Raw genomic sequence first — 22,741 nt, forward strand, 5'->3', positions numbered from 1 at the left:
AAAAAAGGTGCCGAAGCACCTTTTATTTAAGCGTTATTATAATCCGAAGATTATTCCCACTCAATCGTTGCAGGTGGCTTACCTGAAATATCGTAAACGACGCGCGAAATACCATCAACTTCGTTAATGATACGGTTAGATACACGACCTAGGAAATCATAAGGTAAGTGTGCCCAATGCGCTGTCATAAAGTCGATAGTTTCAACTGCACGTAGTGAAACAACCCAGTCGTACTTACGACCGTCGCCCATTACACCTACAGAACGAACTGGCAGGAATACAGTAAATGCTTGGCTTACCTTGTTGTAAAGGTCAGCTTTGTGTAGCTCTTCGATGAAAATCGCATCAGCTAAACGTAGCAAGTCACAGTATTCTTTCTTTACTTCACCAAGAACACGTACACCAAGACCAGGTCCTGGGAACGGGTGACGGTAAAGCATGTCGTATGGAAGACCTAGCTCTAGACCAATCTTACGCACTTCATCTTTAAACAGTTCACGTAATGGCTCAACCAGACCCATTGCCATATCGTCTGGCAAACCGCCAACGTTATGGTGTGACTTAATGCAGTGTGCTTTACCCGTTGCGCTACCAGCAGACTCAATAACATCTGGGTAGATAGTGCCTTGAGCAAGCCATTTAGCGTTAACGCACTTCTTAGATTCTTCATCGAAGATCTCTACGAATACGCGGCCAATGATCTTGCGCTTAGCTTCAGGTTCTGCTTCACCAGCCATTGCATCTAGGAAACGGTTTTCAGCATCAACATGAACAATGTTTAGACCGAAGTGGTCACCAAACATATCCATAACTTGCTGCGCTTCGTTCAAACGAAGTAGACCGTTATCAACAAATACACAAGTTAGCTTGTCACCAATTGCGCGGTGTAACAGCATAGCAACAACAGATGAATCAACACCACCAGATAGACCTAAGATAACTTCGTCATCACCGATCTGCTCTTTTAAGCGCTCAACGGCATCTTCAATAATTGAAGATGGTTTCCAGTTTGCTGGACAGCCACAGATCTCAAGGGCGAAATGCTCAAGCATACGCTTACCTTGACGGGTGTGAGTCACTTCAGGGTGGAACTGCACGCCGTAGAAGTGTTTGTCTTCATTTGCCATAGCTGCAAACGGACACGTTTCAGTTTTTGCTACTGCAACAAAACCTTCAGGGATCTCAGAAACCTTATCACCGTGGCTCATCCATACGTCAAGTAGTGGCTTGCCTGTTTCGCTGATTGCGTCTTCAATCGCTTTAAATAATGCAGATTCAGTTTGCACTTCAACTTGCGCATAACCAAATTCGCCTTCACCCACACCTTGAATAACTTTACCACCAAGCTGCTCAGACATGGTTTGCATGCCGTAACAAATACCTAGTACAGGTACGCCAGCGTTAAACACATATTCAGGTGCGCGTGGTGAGTTCTCTGCGGTAACACTTTCAGGGCCACCGGCTAAGATAATGCCGTTTGGAGCGAATTCACGAATTTGCTCTTCAGAAACATCCCAAGCCCAAAGTTCACAATACACACCGATTTCACGAATGCGACGGGCGATCAGTTGAGTGTATTGCGATCCAAAATCTAAAATGAGGATCTTATGCTCATGAATGTTGCTCATGGGGTACCTTATCTCTATATTTCAACATTGTTAACTAACCAAACAGCAACACTCTATGAGTTGTCTATTTGGCTTAATTTAAAGGCGACTCTAATTGTCGCCTTTAATATCTAAAATACTAATTAAGAACGAGTGCTATAGTTTGGTGCTTCTTTACTAATAGTCACGTCGTGCACATGAGACTCGCCCATGCCAGCTGCAGTGATTTTCACAAATTCAGCTTTCTCATTTAGCTCTTTAATCGTTGCACAACCTGTTAGGCCCATGCATGAACGTAGGCCGCCCATGTGCTGGTGAATGATCTCTTTAAGCTTACCTTTGTAAGCTACGCGACCTTCAATACCTTCAGGTACTAGCTTGTCTGCTGCGTTATCACTTTGGAAATAACGGTCAGACGAACCTTGAGTTTGGGTCATGGCGCCTAGTGAGCCCATACCGCGGTATGACTTATATGCACGGCCGTTATAAAGCTCAGTTTCACCTGGCGCTTCATCAGTACCTGCAAACATAGAACCCGCCATGATGCACGATGCGCCAGCAGCAAGTGCTTTAGCAAGGTCACCAGAGAAACGAATGCCACCGTCAGCAATAACTGGAATGTCTAAGTGCTTAACCGCTGCAGCCGCATCTGATACAGCAGTAATTTGCGGTACACCAACACCAGTAACAATACGAGTCGTACAGATAGAGCCAGGACCAATACCCACTTTAACTGCGTTAACGCCCGCTTCAACAAGTGCTAACGCACCTTCTGCCGTCGCTACGTTACCGCCAACGATTTGTAAGTCAGGGTATTTAGCACGAGTATCACGAATACGCTGCAAAACGCCTTCTGAATGTCCATGTGAAGAGTCGATAAGCAAGATATCAACGCCAGCTAATACTAAGGCATCAACACGTTCTTCGTTACCAGGACCAGCGCCAACAGCAGCACCAACACGTAAACGACCTAGCTCGTCTTTACATGCATTTGGCTTACGCTCTGCTTTTTGGAAATCTTTAACAGTGATAAGACCTTTAAGCTTGAAGTTGTCATCAACAACTAATACTTTCTCAACGCGGTGAGAATGCATAAGCTTTTGAACTTCATCTAACTTAGTGCCTTCAGGAACGGTTACTAGGCGCTCTTTAGGGGTCATCACTTTATCAACGGTACGAGACCAATCAGTGATAAAACGTACGTCTCGACCAGTAATAATACCAACAAGCTCATTTGCATCGTTTACAACAGGGTAACCTGCGAAACCGTTTCTTTCGGTCAATGCCTTAAGATCTGCTAATGTGGTTGATGGTGTCACTGTTACTGGCTGCTGAACGATACCCGCTTCGTAAATCTTTACTTTGCGAACTTCTTCAGCTTGCTGCTCAATCGTCATGTTTTTATGAATAAAACCTAGGCCACCTTCTTGCGCGATAGCAATAGCTAAACGAGCTTCGGTAACAGTATCCATAGCAGCAGACACGATTGGAGTATTCAACTCAATCTTATTCGTCAGGCGTGTTTTTAAAACAGCTGTATTTGGGAGGACGGTAGAGTGCGCTGGAACCAGCAACACATCATCAAAAGTAAGCGCTTCTTTTTTCAATCTTAACATGCAACATCTCCCCAAGAGAGTAGGAATTAGAGGTGAAATATTGCGGCGAGATTATACCTTGCATATCTGGGTTGGTAAATGGAAAATAGACATTAAATCGCATTTGTGTGTAAAAAAATTATGAAAACCCCAAAAAACGATGTTTATACCGTCTCTCGTCTTAATGGTGAAGTAAGGCAACTTTTAGAGGGTCAGCTTGGCCGAATTTGGCTTAATGCTGAAATTTCAAACTTTGCGGCGCCGGGCTCTGGTCATTGGTATTTAACCCTCAAAGATAATTTTTCTCAAATTCGCTGCGCCATGTTTAAGGGCCGAAACCAAGCGGTGACCTTTCGACCAGCCAATGGTCAACAAGTATTAGTTAAAGGCAATATCAGCGTTTATGAACCTCGCGGTGATTACCAATTAATTATTGAATCTATGCTGCCAGCAGGTGATGGTTTGCTCGCTCAGCAATATGAAGCGTTAAAGATGAAGCTTGCAGCCGAAGGTTTATTTGCCAGCGACACTAAACGCCCGCTCCCCGCTAACATTCAAAAAATCGGTGTTGTGACCTCGCCAACGGGCGCTGCCATTCGCGATATTTTACATGTACTCGCACGCCGAGACTCATCAATTGAAGTCATCATCTACCCGACTCCCGTGCAAGGCGTTGATGCTGCAAAAAGCATTTGTGATGCTATCAACCTTGCTAACTCACGCAGCGAAGTTGACGTATTACTGGTGACTCGTGGTGGCGGTTCTCTCGAAGATTTATGGAGTTTTAACGACGAAGGGTTAGCCCACACCATTTATAACAGTGGTATTCCTGTTGTATCTGCCGTTGGTCATGAAGTGGATATGACCATCAGTGATTATGTCGCTGACCTACGCGCGCCAACGCCATCAGCAGGCGCTGAGCTGTTATCAAAAGATGCCGACAATAAAGCGCAAAAGCTGTTATCGCAATTATCGCGCCTAAAACAGGCTTGGCAGCATTATCAGTTAAAGAAGCAAAGCCAAGTTCAAACCTTTGAGCACCGCTTACAAAAACAAGACCCACAGCGCCGCCTACAGATGTACGAGCAAAGTTTCGATGAAATGCAGCTGCGCCTACATCAAGCGATGCAAACCAAGTTACATGCTTCTACCTTAAAACAGCAGAACTTAAGTAATCGCTTAGCTAATCAATCGCCGCAACATCGCCTGACACTTGAAGCCCAACGCTTGAGCTACCTCAGCGCCAAGCTCAATGATGCCATGGATGATAAGTTAAAGATGAGTGAGCAGCGCCTTGCTCACCGCACGCAACAATTAGAAACCGTTAGCCCTTTGGCCACATTAAGCCGTGGTTACAGCATCACACTTACGGGTCAAAACAAAGTGGTGCAGTCACCAAGTGACACTAAGATTGGTGACACATTAACAACCCGCCTGCGTGATGGCAGTGTCACTTCAACTGTAGTTGAAGTTAGTTAACTTTAACTTGAAGTGAGGTTGTTTAATAGAAGATAAATTCTAGCCTTATCAACACAGTGGTGTTTTGTGCTGAATTACTGGTAGATTAGCCTTTAATTAAACTAAATTAATCAGTTAGACTACCTATAAACGACTCATGAGAATAATGGATTAGATGCAAATTAATATGCTTAACACAATAAAAGTGTCTCTCGCCTTAGTATTGGCAACATCAAATGTCAGCGCATATGCTGCAACAGAAAGTAAAGTCAGTATTACAGACACCTATACAGCGGCGGCGTTAAAGCTCGGCTTAAAACCAGAATTAGTCAATCGTTTATGCGAGCCTCTACCTGACATTGTCAGTGTTACTTGTCACCATTCGGGGGGAGACGGGCCATTTGAAAGCTTAGTTGTTCAATATCGCTACAATAGTCGTGTCACAGCTCATGATATGTATAAACATGTGGAGTTAAACGACATTCGAATTGATTTGAAAAATGAGCAAATTAACTTCTGGAGCGGTCATCAAATAGCCACACCAGACGGTATAAGCGTAAACCGAATTCAAGGTACCAGCGACTCTTATATCGAAACCGGTGGCATACAAGGCTTTATCAGTCGCACAGACAGAAAGTTTCAACAGCAAAGAGACACTGAATACGTGTTAACTCACACCTCAGAATTCAGTTACAAAAACCAAGATCTAAAAAAAGCCATTGAAGCAATAAAACATTACCAAAAAATGGTTAGCGACAATGACTATGTTGCAGCCTACAAAGAAGATCAGGCTATTGAGCCTGTAGAAATTATGCAAGGCGCTAGCTTTACGTTTCCCATGAGCGAGCCACTGAGACAGCGACTTGAAGATGTAATACAACAAAGCGCAAAATAACCCTACCAGCTATCGAAAAGAAGCTTCCTTCAGAAGGATAATTGTAACCATAAAATAAAAAAGGAACCCTAAGGTTCCTTTTAAAAGTCATTCGACTATTTCAAACAACAAAAGAATTAATCTTTGTTCTTATCGCGAATATGACCAACCATACGCTTACGGCGGCGCTCTTGGCTCACAGTAAGTTTCTTGCTGTTCATGCCTTCAAACGGGTTACCGCCCTCTTGGAAGCGCAACTGAATTGGCGTACCAATCACTTTTAATGAACGACGGAAGTAGTTCATCATATAACGCTTGTAAGAGTCTGGAAGCTTCTTAACCTGGTTACCATGTACAACCACGATTGGTGGGTTGTAACCACCGGCGTGAGCGTACTTAAGCTTAACACGACGACCATTAACCAATGGTGGCTGGTGATCGTCTTGTGACATCTGCATGATACGCGTCAGCATAGAAGTACTTACGCGGCGCGTGGCACTGTCATACGCTTCTTCGATAGACTCAAACAAGTGACCCACACCAGTACCGTGAAGTGCTGAAATAAAGTGGATACGGGCGAAATCGATAAAGCCTAAACGACGGTCAAGCTCGCTCTTAACGCGATCTTTAACGTTTTGGTCAATACCATCCCACTTGTTTACTGCAATCACTAATGCGCGGCCAGCGTTAAGCACAAAGCCTAATAGGCCTAAGTCTTGCTCAGCAATACCTTCACGGGCGTCAATAACGAGCAACACTACGTTACTATCTTCAACCGCTTTCAGCGTCTTAATTACTGAGAATTTCTCAACAGTTTCATGCACCTTACTACGACGACGAACACCTGCAGTGTCAATCAGTACATATTCACGGCCTTGACGCTCCATTGGGATATAAATACTGTCACGAGTCGTACCAGGTTCATCGTAAACAACTACACGTTCTTCACCTAAAATACGGTTAGTTAGCGTTGATTTACCGACGTTTGGCTTACCGATAATCGCAAGCTTAATTGGCAAGTCTTGTAGACGTTTTTGCTCAGCTTCTGCTTGTTCTTCGGTGTATTCACGCTCTTCTTCGTCATCATCACCGTCTTCTTCTTTAGTTATGCCCATTGCTTCTGCATATGGCGCTAAAGAATATTCGATCATGTTCGTCACACCGCGACCTTGCGCAGCAGCCATTTGGTAAACCTCACCTAGGCCCAGTGACCAGAACTCAGCACAAGCAGAGTCTGCATCGATACCGTCAACTTTGTTAGCAACAACGAAAGTTGTTTTTTCGCGGCTACGTAAATGTTGAGCAATCGCAAGATCGGCAGCAGTTAGACCTGCGCGCGCGTCAGTCATAAACAGCACTACATCTGCTTCTTCAATCGCAGCAAGAGATTGCTCGGCCATGCGAGTTTCAATCCCTTCTTCAGTGCCGTCAATACCGCCAGTATCGACTACGATGAACTCATAACCTGCAAGATGTGCTCGGCCGTATTTACGATCCCGAGTTAGCCCAGGAAAGTCAGCGACAAGCGCATCTCTGGTACGGGTAAGTCGGTTAAAAAGGGTCGACTTACCAACGTTTGGTCGCCCAACTAGGGCCACAACAGGAATCATTTAATTGCCTCTATTACTCATTTTCTAATAACTAAAAAGCCCCCAGATACACATCCAGGGGCCTTATCATCTCTTACGACTTGGCTTACGGAAGTGTTACTCGAACCACTTTTCCACCACGAGTCTGCACATATAAATTGTCATTAACAACTAATGGCTGACTATATAAACCAGAGCTATCCACTTCTACGCGTCCAACGATTTGACCGTCTGACTTGTTTAAAAAGTGAAGGTAACCTTCAAAATCACCCACTACCACGTAATCTTTAAAAGATACTGGTGCAGTCAAACTACGATTAGCTAACTCTGCATTATTCCATAACTCTAGACCATTACGTCTATCAACCGCATAAACACGGCTGTGATCATCAACCACAAATAGGTTTAGACCTGAGTATGCTAGCTCGTTAAAGCTAGAATAACTGCGTGTCCATACGATACGACCAGTGCGCATCTCCATCGACACTAAATTACCATTATAGCTAACTGCATATAGGTTTTCGCCTACTAGCAATGGCTTCATATCCACATCAGCCATACGTGAGAACTCATTGCCTCCAGTAGGGGTGTAGATTGCTTGTTCCCAAGCTGCCTGCCCATTGTTTTTAATCACCACTGCAATTTTACCATCAGCAGTGCCAACAAAGAATCCACCTGCTTCATATGAAGCGGCACCTGTACCACGAAGGGTTAAGGTAGGCAGTTGGTTTTCATAAACCCACTGTAGGCTGCCGTCATCAACATCGAACGCCTCTAACGTACCAGCGCCGGTATTAACAACAACAACATCTTCACCCACAGTTGGTGCAGATAATAACTCGCCACCGGCAACCACATGCCAAATAGCTTCGCCTGTTGCTTCATCAAATGCTGCTAACAGTCCGCTTTCACCGCCCACAAAAATCTTGTTACGCGCAGCAGTCACACCACCAGCTAAACGTGCACCTTTGTTTTTAGCTAACGCATTATCTCTAAATGCTGAGCTAAAGTCATTTTCCCAAACGCGTTCGCCAGTGACTTCGTCAAATGCTTCAACCTTACCGTAACGATCTGCTACAAACAGTTTGTCGTAGCGTGCAGCAGGACGTAAACGTGAATAGTAGTCACCTACACCATCACCAACATTTGCGCTCCAACTTACTTCTGGAAACACACTTGCTTCGATTTCGCTAAGTGGCGTTATCGGTTCTTCTTCTACATCGCTAGATGAACATGCCGACAACATACCTAAACTCATGCCACATACGAGCAGTGTTTTGCACCAAGACTTCATGGGCAGATTCCTTATGCCTTGTTCAGATTATCAAGCTTCATTTGTAATGTTGGACTAGTCATAGTGCCACCATTGTCTACTGCTGTTTGATAGGCAATCTTTGCCTTCTCTGTTTCGCCTTGGCGTACTAAGAAATCACCTTTTAGCTCATCTCTTTGAGCTGCAGAAGCAACATCAGTTACTTGGTCTAGCGTTGCAATCGCAGTAGCAAATTGGCCTTGTTCTGCTTGTACACGTGCAAGACGCATAGTAGCAATAAGAACAATGCTGCTATCTGCATTAGTCGCAATAATAGTTTTAAGCGTTGCCTCAGCTTTAGCAAGGTCGCCAGTTTCAACCGCTGATTTGGCCACTAGTAGCTCAAGTAGTGATTGATAACCTTTTTGGCCGTGCTCTTTAGCAAAGCTTTCTGCTGCACTTAACATTGCAGCATCAGCAGTGTTTTGACTGCTCAAAGCTTGAAATGACTCAGAAGCAGCTTCTGCTTGAGCTACTTGGTAGTCAGAGTAATAGTTCCAACCGAATAATCCACCTAAACCGACAACAGCACCAATTACTACTGATGTGCCGTAATCTTTCCAGAACTGTTTGATAGCATCTACTTGTTGCTCTTCTGTGCTATAGATTTCCACTTAAGTCTTCCCCTTTTAAATCAGTTCTGCAATATAAGCCGCCAATGCATCACGGGCAACCAATTCTTGTGCTTTATCTTCGCGAAGGTGTTTCACTGCTACTTGGTTGTTGGCCACTTCATCTTCACCAATAACTAATGCAACAGTGGCACCACTCTTATCGGCTCGCTTCATCTGCTTCTTAAAGTTACCGCCACCACAATGGCTCATCACTTTTGCTGCAGGCAAGCTTGCTCTTAGTTCTTGGGCGATTTTAAATGCCTCAATGCGACAGCTTTCGCCCATCGCTGTAACGTATACGTCAACAGCTGGACCAATGTCCTTATCTAGCTCAAGAGTTTGCAGTAGTAATACAATGCGCTCAATACCCATTGCGAAGCCTACAGCAGGTGTTGGCTTACCACCGAGTTGACCCACAAGACCATCATATCGTCCACCAGCTAAAACTGTGCCCTGTGAACCTAAGCTTGAAGTCACCCACTCAAAAACTGTGCGATTATAATAATCTAAACCACGCACTAGGCGAGGATTGATTGTGTATTGGATGCCGACAGCCTCTAAGAGTTCACATAAATGTGAAAAATGTGAACGTGTATCTTCACCGAAGTAATCCATTAAGACAGGAGCATCAGCCAAAAGCGCCTGTACATCAGCATTTTTAGAATCCAGAACGCGCAGCGGGTTACTGTACATGCGGCGTTGACTATCTTCATCTAATACATCTTTATGTTGCTCTAAGAAAGCAATTAATGCATCGCGGTATGCCGCACGCTCTTCTGTATCACCTAAAGTATTTAGCTCTAGTGTTACATGTTCAGAAATACCAAGCTTTTCCCACAACTTTGCAGATAACATCAATACTTCAGCATCGATATCAGCGCTTGGAATTCCGTAAACTTCAACGCCAAACTGGTGGAATTGACGGTAACGACCTTTTTGTGGACGCTCATGACGGAACATTGGACCCATATACCACAAGCGTTGCTCTTGGTTATATAGCAAACCATGCTCGTTACCCGCACGTACTGTAGAGGCCGTGCCTTCAGGACGCAGCGTTAAACTGTCACCGTTTCTATCTTCAAAGGTATACATCTCTTTTTCAACGATATCAGTCACTTCACCGATAGAGCGCTTAAAGAGATCTGTACTTTCAACGATAGGAGTACGAATTTCGCTGTAACCATATGACCCAACGGTGTCACGTAATACGGTTTCAAGTTTTTGCCATAAAGGACTTTGGGTAGGCAGAATGTCGTTCATTCCGCGAATCGCTTGGATCTGTTTTGCCACTATTCGACTCGTCAAATTTGCTATATAAAAATTAAAAAACGCCTCGCATTATAGGCGTTTCGGGACTAAACGTACAACAGCTGGATTCAGCCATAAAAAATCACAAGCCTGCAGAGCAGGCTTGTGATGGCATTGTACTTACTTATTTAAATCTTGAGCCGGAATTCGGCCTGCTACGATTGCTGCTTTCGCGCGGATCTTAGCTTCTAACGAATCAACAATATTGTTATTGTCAAAACGTTCTTTCTGGCGCACACCGTCATCGTAATAACCACTCATACGGTTACCACCGGTAAGACCGATATCAGAGACTAGTGCTTCACCTGGGCCATTAACGACGCAACCAATAATTGATACGTCCATTGGCGTGACGATATCTTCAAGGCGCTGTTCAAGCTCGTTAACCGTTGAAATCACATCAAACTCTTGGCGTGAACATGACGGGCAAGCAATAAAGTTAATACCGCGAGAACGAATACGTAGCGATTTTAAGATGTCAAAACCGACTTTAATTTCTTCTACCGGATCAGCTGCAAGCGAAATACGTAACGTATCACCAATGCCGTCAGCTAGTAGCATCCCTAAACCCACTGCAGACTTAACTGAACCGGCACGTGCACCGCCAGCCTCGGTAATACCTAAGTGTAGCGGTTGTATGATTTGCTTCGCTAACAAACGGTATGACTCAACCGCTAAGAATACATCTGACGCTTTAACACTTACTTTAAACTGGTCGAAGTTCAAACGATCAAGAATATCCACGTGACGCATCGCTGACTCAAGCAAGGCTTCTGGTGTCGGCTCTTTGTATTTATCCATTAGATCTTTTTCTAATGAACCGCCGTTAACCCCGATACGAATAGGAATATTTTTGTCGCGCGCGCACTCAACTACGCTACGAATACGCTCTTCGTTACCGATATTACCAGGATTAATGCGTAAACAATCCACACCGTACTCAGCTACTTTAAGCGCGATACGGTAATCAAAATGAATATCAGCAACCAAAGGCACTGTGGTTTGCTGCTTGATCAGTTTAAAGGCTTCAGCCGCGTCCATTGTAGGTACTGAAACTCGCACAATGTCAGCACCGACATTTTCTAACGCTCTAATTTGAGCAACAGTCGCTTCGACATCTGTAGTACGTGTATTGGTCATCGACTGCACCGCTATTGGAGCACCATCACCAATAGGGACATTACCAACATAAATACGGCTCGATTTGCGTCTAATAATAGGAGATTCGTTATACATCGTCTTTGTGCTCTGTGATCTGTTATTGTCCAGCGAATGGTAGAGTCATTCTTGCCACTTTACCGCTAGGATACTGCTCCAAACTAATCGCTTGGCCATTAAGTTTAATATTGACTACTTGCGGGGCACCCAAAGTGACCGCAAACGGCTCTGGCCCAACAAGATTGATTTGGTTACCTGACTTTTTAAGATCGCTCACTAATACTTTACCAGCACCATCGGTCACTTTAATCCAGCAGTCACCTGTTAAGTTTAGCGTTAATGTCGAGCCATTGATGGCATTCAATGTCGATTGAGTGTCAGAAGGTGTTTCTGCAGCAACATTTTCACTGCTCTGCTGTCCTGCTGTGTTAGCGGCATCAATGCTTGCTTCGGTAGCAAGCTCTGCATTATCGATAACAATAGCAGCTGGCGCATCATTTAAAGCGCTTTCTGCTGACAAGTCATCAGCTTCTGCAGCAGGCTCAATTCCTGAGTCGCTATTATCGAACAACACTTCAACGGGGCTTGGTAAGCCAACTTCAACCGATGCGGCAACTTCTTCAACGGTTGGCTGTGAATAATCAACTGCCGTTTCCATTGATGACTTTTGAAACCACCACAACACCATCAGTGCTAACAGTACAAATACGATAACGTAAGTAAGTACCATTAAGCGACCATCGCGAGCTTGATGGGTCGTCTTACGAGAAAAGCTTTGCATTGACGGTTTTTCGTCATCTTCAAGCTGCTTATCTAAGCACTCTTGCACAGTAAAAGGGTCTGCTTGTACTGCTCTTGCGTAGTTTTTAACGTAACCGCGCACATAAGTTGCTGCGCCGACTTCTTGTAAATTATCGGCTTCGATTTCTTCAATGATTGCTGGACGCAAATGCAGTTGTGAAGCAACAGCTTCAATAGACAGCCCTTTACTTTCTCTTGCTGTTTTTAGCAAAACGCCCAGTGTGAGCGTAGGCTCATCCACTAGGCTTTCATTATCTACATTGGGCGCTTGATTCTGTTCATTTTTCATTAATGCATACTAGCCCGATATTCTTTGGCTTGAACTGACTGTGGAAACTTTGCCAGTAGTAAGATACCAAATCGTCTTACTGCGTAATCGTCACTCAAACCTTGTTCAATTTTAATCCCAAGTGCCAGACTGGTGGCTGACTCTGCCGCAACTCGGTGGTAACGAGATAGCTGTTCTTGTGCTTCAGCATATCTCCCCTCTTCGTAATCGATTTCTGTTAACTCAATTAACGAGGTGCGTCTTCTAGGATCGTACTTTAGCGCCATAGCAAAATACTTCTGCGCTTGACTAATTTGACCAGCTTTACGGCTACATATACCTAAGTTTTCATAGGTTGATGCCGAACGGGTATACAGGGGCTGGTCAACAGCTTTAAGAAACATTTTCTCAGACTCTGCATACTTACCTTGTTGGCATAAAAACGCGCCAAAGTTATTGTATGAATCGCCTGTTGCGTCACTTGCGTTAATCGCTTGCCTATAGGCTTGTTCTGTTTTTTCTATTTCACCCACTGACTGGTAGTAATAGGCAAAAGCAATATGAACCTCTTCTAAATTAGGGGCAAAAGCCAATGCTCGATCAAGGTTGGCTTTTGCCTGTTCACTGTTACCTTTTTGTAGATAGGTCAAACCAAGCTGCACACGTTGACGTGCAGCAGCCTCTTTATTAACTTTTCGCTCAGAGACTGGGGTATCAGTACCTGTATAGGTATCCTGAGTTACACAACCGGATGCCATGACAGATGACAATATCATTACCAGCGGCAACACCAGCTTTCTCTGATTCATTCTTAAGCCCATCTACCAGTGGATACAAAGAGTTAGTTCATTGTGACTGAAATTTGGTTCTCTTGCATTTGTTTTTTCGCTAAACGTTTGGTTCTATCGCGAATGTCACCGGCTAACTGACCACAAGCAGCATCAATATCATCACCACGCGTCTTACGCACAATAACGGTAAGCCCATACTCCATCAATACTTTAGAGAATCTATCGATACGCGAGTTTGATGAACGACCATATGGCGAACCTGGGTAGGGATTAAATGGAATTAGATTCACCTTACAAGGTGTATCTTTCATCAGCTTAGCTAATTCGTGCGCTTGATCTGTGCTGTCATTGATATGATCAAGCATCACATATTCAACGGTAACACGGCCACGGTTAGCATTTGATTTAGCAATATAACGACGAATACCCGCTAAGAACTCTTCTAATGGATACTTTTTGTTAACTGGCACTAATACATCGCGTAGCTCATCGTTTGGCGCGTGAATACTCACAGCCAAAGCAACATCTAATGCATCGCCTAGTTTATCTAGTGCAGGTACCACACCTGATGTAGATAATGTCACGCGGCGCTTTGATAAGCTAAAACCAAAATCATCTAACATGATATCCATTGCTGGGATGACGTTCTTTAGGTTTAGCAATGGTTCGCCCATGCCCATCATCACTACGTTAGTGATTGGACGCTCACCAGTATCTTTTACGAAACCGATAAAATCAGCAACGCGCCAAATTTGGCCAACAATCTCAGCAACTGTTAGGTTACGGTTAAAGCCCTGCTGTGCTGTTGAGCAGAATGTGCACTCTAATGCACAGCCTACTTGAGATGATACACAAAGCGTTGCGCGGTCATCTTCTGGGATATATACGGTTTCAACCTCTTGACCGTCACCCACGTTAATCGCGAACTTAATCGTGCCGTCGGCTGACTTTTGGTAGCTTGAAATCGCAGGAGCAAGAATTTCACATTTGGCTGCCAATTTAGCGCGTAATGCTTTGTTAATGTTAGTCATTTCTTCGAAGTCACTAACGCCAAAATGATAAATCCATTTCATCAATTGATCAGCACGGAATGGCTTTTCACCCATCTCGGTAAATAGCGCTCTTAATGCTTTACGATCAAGATCCAATAAATTGATCTTCTTTTCACTCATTTTGTCTAACCTCAAAAAAACCTAAAACCTGCTCGCGGGCGGCGAATTATACAGATCTTAACAAATATTAGCCAGCAGGCTATCACCAAAGATCTAAACCTGTGCTAGAATCCGCGCAGACTAATTTTGGTCTGCCATGTGGAGGTGTAATTTCACCTTTATGATAACTCTTATCATTATAATATTTGTCGCGATTACTGTCTCTTTTCTTTGTAGTGTATTTGAAGCGGTATTGCTTTCAGTTACGCCAAGTTACATTGCCTCGTTGTCGAGCACAAACCCAGGTGCAGCTAACCGACTACGTAAGCAAAAAGAGAACGTGGAATCTCCTCTCGTTTCGATCCTGACCTTAAATACCATCGCACACACCGTCGGTGCTGCTGTTGCTGGTGCTCAAGCGGCTAAGGTATTCGGCGATGAGATGCTAGGCGTATTTTCTGGTGTTCTTACCTTCTTAATTCTCTTCTTCTCAGAGATCATTCCTAAAACCTTAGGTGCAAACTATTGGCGCTCTTTAGCTCCTGCTGTTTCTATCGCCTTGGTTTGGATGGAACGTAGCACTTTACCTCTCATTTGGATGTCCAAGCAGGTTACTCAGCTAATGGGTAAGGGCGACGAAGGTCAATATATTCGTCAAGAGATGAGTGCAATGGCAGAAATTGGTCGTGCATCGGGTGAACTTGATGAGCAAGAGTCAAAGATTTTGACTCAGATGCTATCGGTTAAAGAGATGCCTGTTACCGCGATCATGACACCAAGAACTGTAATGTTCAGATTGCCAACTGATTTGACGCAAGATCAATTTACGCGTCAATACATGGCAAAACCATTTACTCGAATTCCTGTCTATGACGAAGAGCCAGATAATATTATTGGTTACGTTAATAGAAACGATATTTTGCTAGCAGAACGTAGAACGCCAAAAGAGTCTATTGCAGTACTTAAAAAGAACTTATTAGTGATCCCTGAGACTGCTAAAATTCTGCCTCTTTTTGAGCTTATGATTAAGCGAAATACCAAAATAGCCATGATCGTGGATGAATACGGCTCTAACGAAGGTATTGTTACCTTAGAAGATATCGTAGAATCACTGCTCGGTCTTGAAATTGTCGATTCAAACGACCCTGTAACTGACATGCAGCAATTTGCCCGTAAGTTGTGGAGCCGTCGTATGAAAGACAAGGGCATTGTATTGTCTGATGACGGTGATTTCGAAAAAGAAAAAACTGAATAAGTAGTCATACAAATAAAAAGGGAGCTTAGCTCCCTTTTTTAATCGCTAAAGCCTGCCGATTAGCTCAACCTAACCTCGATTAAATTCCACTTGTTATTTATTGACCTCTGCGTGTTATACTCCTCGTTTGGTCCCGAGGAATAAGATGACAACAGCACACCCTACACTTGCGCAATATAAATTAAAACTTGCCCACATTAACGATACCCACTCTCACTTCGATGCAAATCGTATTCAGTTTACGATTACAGCGCCTCAAAAAGAATTAACGCTTTATAGCCATACAGGCGGTTATGCTCGTATTGCTTATCAGCTTAAGCAAGCAAGAGACCTAGCTAAATCAGCTCAGCAAGAATTCTTATTCCTGCACGGTGGCGACAGTTTCCAAGGCACGCTTTACTTTAACGAGTTTAAGGGTAAGGCCAATTCAGACTTGCTTAACATGCTTAAACCTGACGCTATGGTGCTGGGGAATCATGAAATAGATGCAGGCAACGAGCCAGTACTCGACTTCCTTAATGATATTCAGTTTCCCTTGATGGCTGGTAACATGGATCTTAGCCATGAATGCCCAGATAAAAGTGCACGCCTAGCAAATCATCGAAACTTACTGGATTTTTGTTCTGATACCCAAACCGCAAAAGTGTTATTAAAGCCACTAGCAGACAAACAAGTCGCTATATTTGGTATAACACTCGATCAAATGAGCGAAATTGCAGGGCCCGATGAAGACACACATTTTGTAAATGCTATTGCGACAACAAAGCGCACGGTAACACAATTAAACGATGCTGGGATTGAACACATCATCGTATTAAGTCATTTAGGTGTCGATCAAGATAGAGTGTTAGCGGCTGAAGTTGATGGCATTAGTCTTATTGTTGGTGGGCACTCACATACACTGCAAGGTGATTTCAGCACTCTAGGCTTATCGAATATGCCCTATGGTGAGCGCATTAATCACACCGCAATTTTACACGCGGGAAAATACGCTGAAACCTTAGGTATTGCCGATGTCATCTTTGACGCTAAAGGCAAAGTCATCAACTTGTCTGGTGGCAATTACTTTATGCTCGACCAGCAATTTATCTTGCAAGCATCTGATGATGTCAGCCCACAAGATTATATCAATGTTCGTGAGCAGCTACTCACTAACCCACTTATTCTTTGGGACGAAGAAGATAGCCAAGTTCAAACGCGAATTTTACAAAAATATCGTCCAAGCCTAGATGCGCTCAGCAATAAAATACTGGCCTTTGTACCCAAAAATTTAGTCCATACTCGCCTACCTAGCAAAGCACTCCCGCACGGAAGTGAAATTGCGCCTTGGGTGAGTCGCAGTATGTATCAAGAAACCCGAGAGCTAGGTATTGATGTCGACTTTGCGCTACATAATGCGGGCGGTGTGCGCCAGTCTCTTGATAAAGGTGATGTGAGTTTAGCTGAAGTTCTGGGACGTATACTGCCCTTTGATATTCCGTTAGTAGCATATGAGATCCAAGGGATCTATCTATTTCAAATGCTTGAATCTGCAATCAATGCAGCAACTAACAATAGTGTGATTGGTACCGGAGCAGGAAGCTTTCCTTACACTTATGGATTAAAATATTTCTATGATGGTAAGCAACCACTCGGTGAGCGGATCATCAAACTTGAAATACTCACCAAGATTGCCGGCAGCGAACGCTGGCTCGCAGTCAATCCCGAGATATTTTATAAAGGTGTATCCTCGTCCTATACAGCATCAGGTAAAGAGGGCTACTACCCCATTTTACAAGCTAAATGGCAACAAGATATTGAAGGGTTGAGCCTACCACAAGCTTTTACTCGCTTTATTAGTAAAGCAGAAACCTTAGATGAAATGATTGAACCTCAAGTACATTATACTAGTCATCATCCACTGTTTTAGATCAGATTTACGGCGCTTTATTACATTCCACTTCTAAGTCAGGCGTATAATAAGTTTAAGTGATAGAGGATCTAAAGAGGCTTAAGTTAAAGCAAATGCCATGAAAACTAGCAGCGCGTTGCAAAACGGTTATAGTAGCGATTTTACCATACTGAAATTGACCAGCATCTGCCCTTCTCGTTGGTGTTGATTTTGACGTGTGCAGTCAAAGCCTACTCGTTCGAAAAATAACTTTGCTAAGTACGATGCTTCAACTGTTAATTGAGTAATGTTGAGGCAACGAGCTTTAGCTTCAAGCTCGGTGTACAGAGCACTCGCAACCCCCTGACCAACAAAATCAGGGTGGGTAAACAAACAATCAATTTCAGCCGTAAGTAAAAAGTCTGTGAACTGTTTCTGAGCCTGCTCTCCCCCCTTTAAATTAATAAAGCCGACTATTTGCTGTTCACACACAGCGACCCAAGTAAACGTGCCACGTAAACGGTCTAACCAAATATCATCACTGCGTAATCTCGGAGACCAAACCGCTCGTTGCTGCTCATTGTAATACTCGGAAGCACCGAGAGTAATGCTCAAGTGAAATACTTGCGCTAGCTGAGACACATCTTTAGCTAAGAAAGGTCTTATTGTAAAAGTCTGTTTTGTTATCATTAAAAACCTATAAATACTTTGCAGCAGCTCTTCAAAACAAGTGGTTATATCCTTAATACCGTTAAGCTAATGCCTTCTCCATATAATACCCCATGACCACGACTCCGCGTTTTTCTTGGTAACTACTGTGCCTAAGCTTAAAGCCTACAGATTCAAATAAAGGTTTCGATAACACAGAAGCATCAACCGATAACATTTGATAGCCTTGTTCTTTTGCCCAGCACGCTAAAGCCTTATATAAACGTCCTGCAATTCCTTGCCCTTGATAGTCAGGATGCACATATAAGCTATCAATATAGCCGCGGCTAGCATAGCCCGTTTCAAGATTAATAAAGCCACAACAACTCGTCGTAGCAGAGTCTGATCCGACATCAATCATTAGCCAAGTTTGCGATTGCGTTAAACGTTTATGCCAGTGATAACGAGATCTTGGAGCAAAAGACCATGCAGACTTTTCCTCTGCACTATAAACATCACAGTCAATGCGGCTAATAGCTTGGTGAACCAATACCGCGATATCTTCGGCGAAGCACTTTTGATAAAGAATTAATTTAAGCATCTACAACGCTCATTTAAATAAGGGGTTATCACTTAGGAGTTATATCTATCGATTTAAACTGGTTAAGGCACAACTATAGCACTGACTTAAATCTATAATTCTAGGTGGAGAATGAGTTTCAATTTCGCGTTAAGTTAACATAAAAAAATGGCGTAGACAGAGTCTACGCCATTAAACTTAACTATAGAAATACTTGTTTCTCTAACGACAAAGCGTTAAAGAGCGCAATTATTTCTTATCGATGCGACCGACAAACAATAGTTTGTCAAAAGTACGGTTTAACGTTTTGCTGCTAAAATCGCTCATCCACATTTGTTCTTGAACGACAACAGTGTCGCCTTTTTTAACTTCAATTTGTGGACCAGCAGCCCAAAATGTTTTGTCTGCTTCTTGGATCTGTACGTAGGTATAACCGCCGCCATTCATGGTATCCATGACAGTACCTTCATGCATAACACCTTGTGCCCATGCGCTTGAGATACCGAGTGCTAGAGTTGCTGCTGCAGCCAATTTCACTAATTTAGCTATCATCGGAAATTTCCTTTAAAAAGTTATCAATTCGTCAATATTAAAGCATGCCAAAGAGGATAAATCTCTATTTAGTCACTGGTATATTAGGTCAATACTCAACTATTAGATCCAACTCTCATAACCAACTATTTTATGCCCTATCATGGAACTTTATAGATTACAGCATATTTATCATTCAATTAGCACAAGTGTATATACACTAACTAGCATAGTTCTATTAGGCAACATTAATTAATATGTTTAGCGAATTCAGCTTTTCATCAATAAATTATCCCAGCTTATGACCGCTTAGCTTCATCAAGAATGGGTTGTAACATTCCCTCTAAGCCATTGAGCTTAACTTCATACATCAGCGCCAATTGTTGGCCTAATTTACCTTCAGGAAATCCTTTAGAGTGAAACCAAACCAGATAAGGCTCAGGTAACTCAAGTAAATACCTGCCAGCATATTTACCAAAAGGCATTTTTTGAGTTACGGCCTCAAAAAGGAGTTTTTCATCCATGGTGATTCAACCTCAATATGTAACGATTTGGCTATTTAAAAGCTCGCATTGTACCAGCCTTAATCCTCTACCGGTTTACAAATATCGATTTCACTGACAACCAAGCGCCTATAAAATCGCAAAAGACATATACCTTTTGCGCATAAAAACAAACATAACTATAAAAAATCGACCAACAGCCATTAACAAGTCAACGTAAACACTTGCTAATGACTCGCTTCCTCTTTAATAAGAAGTAAATCTCTCTGAGTAATTTAGCTGTAAACACCTAATTAATTTAGTAAATTATAAAATACTTACCTACCCACCACTGCGCGTCAAAAAACCATCAAAATGGCATTTAGCGTCAAAAAAAAAACACTGGTCAATTCTGATAAAAGTGTCAAAAATCATACTGTTGACGTATTGAGCATAGCGACCTAGATTAAATTAACTGTAACAGTTATATGAAATCGAATTAGTTTCTGTTTTTGCTCACCGACTAATTAAGTTCACAACTGCTACTTACCTTGTTCCTAATTATAAAAGCAATAAATTAACCGCGTACAAGAGGAAAACAATATGATCATACTCGTTGGTGGCGAAAAAGGCGGAAGCGGTAAAAGCTGCCTAGCCCAAAACATCGCTGTATTTTTAACTGCAGAGTGCCAAGCGTCAGTTATCATGGTCGATTGCGATCCACAGCGGACGACATCAGATTGGATCCACGCCCGTAACAATAACACCGAACTTCCTAGTATTAATTGCGTTCAGCTCTATGGAAAAATTAGAAACGATTTACTCAGCTTAGAGCAACATTATGACTATGTACTTGTAGATTGTGGTGGCCAAGATAACCTCGCGTTACGTGCAACAATGTCGGTCGCGTCGCATGTTCTTATGCCTCTTCGTCCTAAGCGTCGTGATTTAAAAACTGTCAGTCATATGGATGATATCGTCGCCACATGCATGATGATAAATCCAAAAATGCGAGCTACTTTTGTCATCACTCAATGCCCAAACTTACCAAACCAAGCAAGCCGTATTTTTGAAGCTAAAGAAGTCTGTAAAACATACGATATCAATGTATTAGACGCTATTACTTATAGCCGTAATATTTATGATGATAGTGAAGAATCTGGTTTGTCTGTCCTTGAAATAGAGCCTAAAGGTAAAGCCGCTAACGAAATCAGAGGCATTGCTTGTGAAATGCTACAAGTCACAAGTGCAACGGAGATCCGCAACCGTCTAGCTGAAAAACAGATTAATAAGATGAGAGGTGATTATGGGTCTGGCAGATCTCAAGAAAAACTCTACGCCGTCTAGGACATCCCATAACGATAACCAAACTCGTCAATTAGCACTGGACTCGCTTCTTGATGACTTTATTAATGATGCTAATCGCTATGCTTTAGGCCAAAAACTGGTTACTACAGAGCAATCAAGCATCGGTAACTTAGACTATAAACCAGCTAATGTGCAGACAGAAAAAAACGGTTTAATAAGCAACAAACAAAAGGCACAAACAGAACCTATTCCAAGGGTAAAAAGAGGTTGTACCCCGGTAAGAAGAGCTACCTTTACCCTTACCGAATCTGCAATTTCGCATTTAGCCCTTTTGGCAGATGACTGTGACGTAGCAAAATCTAAGTTAATCCGCTTCTTAATAGAGCATCACTTTAATTTGAGCCCTGAGCAAAGAAAGCAAAAGGAAAAAAGTATCATCGTTGAATAATCCTTATCTATATCCCTCCCTCGCCTTGGCTGACAGTAGTTGGACGACTTTTTGAAGTAATGCTCTGTCAGCATTTTTTTGCCTTTTTTCAAGCTCTCATTCCATAAGTAACAATCAACTTTGAGCAATACATAATCGGTAACGGTTGAATTTTACACATAAGATCCGCATATCAAAGTTAACCCATTACTAAAATAAAAAGGCGTACTATGTTAGCAATCATTCTTATTCTGGTAGTTAGCTGTATTGCTATTACTTGGATAGCAAGCGCCTCATGGCGTACTAAACAACATCGCCTCAATATTACGCAACAACCGTTTCCCCATGAATGGCGAGAAATCTTAAAGCGTCGTATCCCGTTTTTTCGAATGCTACCAGCAGATTTGCAATTACAGTTAAAAAAACATATTCAAGTTTTTATTAACGAAAAGCGTTTCGTTGGCTGTGATGGCTTACAAATTAATGATGAAATTCGAGTTACCGTAGCCGCACAAGCTTGCTTGTTATTACTTAATAGACAAACAGACTTTTACCCTAATCTAAAAGAAATATTAATTTACCCATCTGCATTCATTGTTGAAAATCAGCAGCAACATGGTGCTGGCGTAGTATCGGATCAGCGCCGAGTATTGGCTGGTGAATCATGGCAAGATGGCCGTGTAATACTGTCTTGGCAAACAACAAAACATGACGCAGCAATCCCTGATGATGGCAGCAATGTTGTGATCCATGAGTTTGCCCACCAACTAGATCAAGAAGGCGGCAATGCCAATGGCGCGCCAATTTTAAAAAATATAGCAGACTACCAATCATGGTCAGAAACACTAATGCTGGAATATCAGCATTTGGTAACAGCATCAAGAACAGGTGAGCAGTCATTGTTTAGCTACTATGGAGCAACAAATCCTGCTGAATTTTTTGCGGTAATAAGTGAAGTATTTTTCGAGCAACCCTTGCCGTTTTATGAACTTCATCCTGCGTTATATAAAGAGCTCAGTTCATTCTATCAACTCGACCCTATTAATTGGCGCTGACTTCCCTATAATCAAGAGCTGCCAATATAGAAATTAGCCCCAACATATAAAGGATAATA

Annotated in this window: 21 protein-coding genes; 7 read left to right on the forward strand and 14 right to left on the reverse strand. The window is 42.7% G+C overall.

Annotation, left to right across the window (positions count from 1 at the left end; all coding sequences use genetic code 11):
• Window positions 1-50: 50 nt before the first annotated feature.
• Together guaA and guaB are read right to left on the reverse strand one after the other, a co-directional pair.
• Entirely contained in the window at window positions 51-1,628 is a 1,578-nt protein-coding gene (guaA, locus tag L2747_RS04720; RefSeq protein ID WP_248997939.1) for a glutamine-hydrolyzing GMP synthase, read from the reverse strand.
• 122 nt (window positions 1,629-1,750) lie between these two features.
• On the reverse strand, window positions 1,751-3,223 hold the full coding sequence (gene guaB / locus L2747_RS04725) for an IMP dehydrogenase (RefSeq protein WP_220781142.1): 1,473 nt from the start codon (window positions 3,221-3,223) through the stop codon (window positions 1,751-1,753).
• 120 nt (window positions 3,224-3,343) lie between these two features.
• Here guaB and xseA point away from each other — a divergent pair, with 120 nt between their 5' ends.
• Together xseA and L2747_RS04735 are read left to right on the forward strand one after the other, a co-directional pair.
• Entirely contained in the window at window positions 3,344-4,681 is a 1,338-nt protein-coding gene (gene xseA, locus L2747_RS04730; protein WP_248997940.1) for an exodeoxyribonuclease VII large subunit, read from the forward strand.
• A gap of 166 nt (window positions 4,682-4,847) precedes the next feature.
• Window positions 4,848-5,555 carry a hypothetical protein gene (locus L2747_RS04735; protein WP_248997941.1) on the forward strand — a complete coding sequence of 236 codons (708 nt, stop codon included), beginning with the start codon at window positions 4,848-4,850 and terminating at the stop codon, window positions 5,553-5,555.
• A 116-nt stretch (window positions 5,556-5,671) separates the two neighbouring features.
• On the opposite strand, the gene der is transcribed toward L2747_RS04735, so the two are convergent.
• The 8 genes from der to rlmN all read right to left on the reverse strand — a co-directional run bounded on the left by der (window position 5,672) and on the right by rlmN (window position 14,547).
• Entirely contained in the window at window positions 5,672-7,144 is a 1,473-nt protein-coding gene (gene der, locus L2747_RS04740; protein ID WP_248997942.1) for a ribosome biogenesis GTPase Der, read from the reverse strand.
• An 85-nt stretch (window positions 7,145-7,229) separates the two neighbouring features.
• Window positions 7,230-8,417, reverse strand: coding sequence for an outer membrane protein assembly factor BamB (gene bamB / locus L2747_RS04745; protein ID WP_248997943.1), 1,188 nt, complete (start codon window positions 8,415-8,417; stop codon window positions 7,230-7,232).
• Between the two features lie 11 nt (window positions 8,418-8,428).
• The gene (locus tag L2747_RS04750) at window positions 8,429-9,049 is read right to left on the reverse strand and encodes a YfgM family protein (protein WP_248997944.1); all 621 of its coding nucleotides are present in this window, start codon (window positions 9,047-9,049) and stop codon (window positions 8,429-8,431) included.
• Window positions 9,050-9,064: 15 nt separating this feature from the next.
• Complete coding sequence (gene hisS, locus L2747_RS04755; protein WP_248997945.1) at window positions 9,065-10,339, reverse strand: histidine--tRNA ligase; 1,275 nt, start codon at window positions 10,337-10,339, stop codon at window positions 9,065-9,067.
• Between the two features lie 138 nt (window positions 10,340-10,477).
• On the reverse strand, window positions 10,478-11,593 hold the full coding sequence (gene ispG / locus L2747_RS04760; protein ID WP_248997946.1) for a flavodoxin-dependent (E)-4-hydroxy-3-methylbut-2-enyl-diphosphate synthase: 1,116 nt from the start codon (window positions 11,591-11,593) through the stop codon (window positions 10,478-10,480).
• Between the two features lie 22 nt (window positions 11,594-11,615).
• Complete coding sequence (locus tag L2747_RS04765; RefSeq protein WP_248997947.1) at window positions 11,616-12,605, reverse strand: RodZ domain-containing protein; 990 nt, start codon at window positions 12,603-12,605, stop codon at window positions 11,616-11,618.
• Window positions 12,605-13,393, reverse strand: coding sequence for a type IV pilus biogenesis/stability protein PilW (gene pilW / locus L2747_RS04770; RefSeq protein WP_248997948.1), 789 nt, complete (start codon window positions 13,391-13,393; stop codon window positions 12,605-12,607). Before pilW ends, L2747_RS04765 begins: the two co-directional genes overlap by 1 nt.
• Window positions 13,394-13,425: 32 nt before the next feature.
• Window positions 13,426-14,547, reverse strand: coding sequence for a dual-specificity RNA methyltransferase RlmN (gene rlmN / locus L2747_RS04775; protein ID WP_248997949.1), 1,122 nt, complete (start codon window positions 14,545-14,547; stop codon window positions 13,426-13,428).
• 160 nt (window positions 14,548-14,707) lie between these two features.
• On the opposite strand from rlmN, the gene L2747_RS04780 reads away from it, so the two are divergent.
• Together L2747_RS04780 and L2747_RS04785 are read left to right on the forward strand one after the other, a co-directional pair.
• Window positions 14,708-15,781: a CNNM domain-containing protein gene (locus tag L2747_RS04780; protein WP_248997950.1), complete on the forward strand. Its 1,074-nt coding sequence runs from the start codon at window positions 14,708-14,710 to the stop codon at window positions 15,779-15,781.
• A gap of 145 nt (window positions 15,782-15,926) precedes the next feature.
• On the forward strand, window positions 15,927-17,690 hold the full coding sequence (locus L2747_RS04785) for a bifunctional metallophosphatase/5'-nucleotidase (RefSeq protein ID WP_248997951.1): 1,764 nt from the start codon (window positions 15,927-15,929) through the stop codon (window positions 17,688-17,690).
• A gap of 129 nt (window positions 17,691-17,819) precedes the next feature.
• Here L2747_RS04785 and L2747_RS04790 read toward each other — a convergent pair whose 3' ends face one another.
• The 4 genes from L2747_RS04790 to L2747_RS04805 form a co-directional block, all read right to left on the reverse strand.
• A complete protein-coding gene (locus L2747_RS04790) occupies window positions 17,820-18,341 on the reverse strand; it encodes a GNAT family N-acetyltransferase (protein WP_248997952.1) in 522 nt (173 codons plus the stop codon).
• Between the two features lie 61 nt (window positions 18,342-18,402).
• Complete coding sequence (locus tag L2747_RS04795; protein ID WP_248997953.1) at window positions 18,403-18,900, reverse strand: GNAT family N-acetyltransferase; 498 nt, start codon at window positions 18,898-18,900, stop codon at window positions 18,403-18,405.
• Window positions 18,901-19,128: 228 nt separating this feature from the next.
• Entirely contained in the window at window positions 19,129-19,431 is a 303-nt protein-coding gene (locus tag L2747_RS04800; RefSeq protein WP_248997954.1) for an NrfJ, read from the reverse strand.
• A gap of 278 nt (window positions 19,432-19,709) precedes the next feature.
• Window positions 19,710-19,934, reverse strand: coding sequence for a DUF3820 family protein (locus tag L2747_RS04805; protein WP_012154549.1), 225 nt, complete (start codon window positions 19,932-19,934; stop codon window positions 19,710-19,712).
• A 561-nt stretch (window positions 19,935-20,495) separates the two neighbouring features.
• Here L2747_RS04805 and L2747_RS04810 point away from each other — a divergent pair.
• The 3 genes from L2747_RS04810 (at window position 20,496) to L2747_RS04820 (ending at window position 22,682) form a co-directional block, all read left to right on the forward strand.
• Complete coding sequence (locus L2747_RS04810; RefSeq protein ID WP_248997955.1) at window positions 20,496-21,239, forward strand: AAA family ATPase; 744 nt, start codon at window positions 20,496-20,498, stop codon at window positions 21,237-21,239.
• Window positions 21,199-21,648, forward strand: a complete 450-nt coding sequence (locus L2747_RS04815) for a CopG family transcriptional regulator (RefSeq protein WP_248997956.1) — start codon at window positions 21,199-21,201, stop codon at window positions 21,646-21,648. The genes L2747_RS04810 and L2747_RS04815 overlap by 41 nt, the downstream gene beginning before the upstream one ends.
• Before the next feature lie 209 nt (window positions 21,649-21,857).
• Window positions 21,858-22,682 carry a M90 family metallopeptidase gene (locus tag L2747_RS04820; RefSeq protein WP_248997957.1) on the forward strand — a complete coding sequence of 275 codons (825 nt, stop codon included), beginning with the start codon at window positions 21,858-21,860 and terminating at the stop codon, window positions 22,680-22,682.
• Window positions 22,683-22,741: the final 59 nt, after the last annotated feature.

It is taken from the genome of Shewanella marinintestina (genome assembly GCF_023283845.1).
Classification (GTDB): Bacteria; Pseudomonadota; Gammaproteobacteria; order Enterobacterales; family Shewanellaceae; genus Shewanella; species Shewanella marinintestina.

Bases quoted from the DNA above. Each gene is read 5' to 3' on its own strand.
- guaA (WP_248997939.1), bottom strand. From the start codon at position 1,628: ATGAGCAACATTCATGAGCATAAGATCCTCATTTTAGATTTTGGATCG.
- guaB (WP_220781142.1), bottom strand. From the start codon at position 3,223: ATGTTAAGATTGAAAAAAGAAGCGCTTACTTTTGATGATGTGTTGCTG.
- xseA (WP_248997940.1), top strand. From the start codon at position 3,344: ATGAAAACCCCAAAAAACGATGTTTATACCGTCTCTCGTCTTAATGGT.
- L2747_RS04735 (WP_248997941.1), top strand. From the start codon at position 4,848: ATGCTTAACACAATAAAAGTGTCTCTCGCCTTAGTATTGGCAACATCA.
- der (WP_248997942.1), bottom strand. From the start codon at position 7,144: ATGATTCCTGTTGTGGCCCTAGTTGGGCGACCAAACGTTGGTAAGTCG.
- bamB (WP_248997943.1), bottom strand. From the start codon at position 8,417: ATGAAGTCTTGGTGCAAAACACTGCTCGTATGTGGCATGAGTTTAGGT.
- ispG (WP_248997946.1), bottom strand. From the start codon at position 11,593: ATGTATAACGAATCTCCTATTATTAGACGCAAATCGAGCCGTATTTAT.
- L2747_RS04765 (WP_248997947.1), bottom strand. From the start codon at position 12,605: ATGAAAAATGAACAGAATCAAGCGCCCAATGTAGATAATGAAAGCCTA.
- pilW (WP_248997948.1), bottom strand. From the start codon at position 13,393: ATGAATCAGAGAAAGCTGGTGTTGCCGCTGGTAATGATATTGTCATCT.
- rlmN (WP_248997949.1), bottom strand. From the start codon at position 14,547: ATGAGTGAAAAGAAGATCAATTTATTGGATCTTGATCGTAAAGCATTA.
- L2747_RS04780 (WP_248997950.1), top strand. From the start codon at position 14,708: ATGATAACTCTTATCATTATAATATTTGTCGCGATTACTGTCTCTTTT.
- L2747_RS04785 (WP_248997951.1), top strand. From the start codon at position 15,927: ATGACAACAGCACACCCTACACTTGCGCAATATAAATTAAAACTTGCC.
- L2747_RS04790 (WP_248997952.1), bottom strand. From the start codon at position 18,341: ATGATAACAAAACAGACTTTTACAATAAGACCTTTCTTAGCTAAAGAT.
- L2747_RS04795 (WP_248997953.1), bottom strand. From the start codon at position 18,900: ATGCTTAAATTAATTCTTTATCAAAAGTGCTTCGCCGAAGATATCGCG.
- L2747_RS04800 (WP_248997954.1), bottom strand. From the start codon at position 19,431: ATGATAGCTAAATTAGTGAAATTGGCTGCAGCAGCAACTCTAGCACTC.
- L2747_RS04805 (WP_012154549.1), bottom strand. From the start codon at position 19,934: ATGGATGAAAAACTCCTTTTTGAGGCCGTAACTCAAAAAATGCCTTTT.
- L2747_RS04810 (WP_248997955.1), top strand. From the start codon at position 20,496: ATGATCATACTCGTTGGTGGCGAAAAAGGCGGAAGCGGTAAAAGCTGC.
- L2747_RS04815 (WP_248997956.1), top strand. From the start codon at position 21,199: ATGGGTCTGGCAGATCTCAAGAAAAACTCTACGCCGTCTAGGACATCC.
- L2747_RS04820 (WP_248997957.1), top strand. From the start codon at position 21,858: ATGTTAGCAATCATTCTTATTCTGGTAGTTAGCTGTATTGCTATTACT.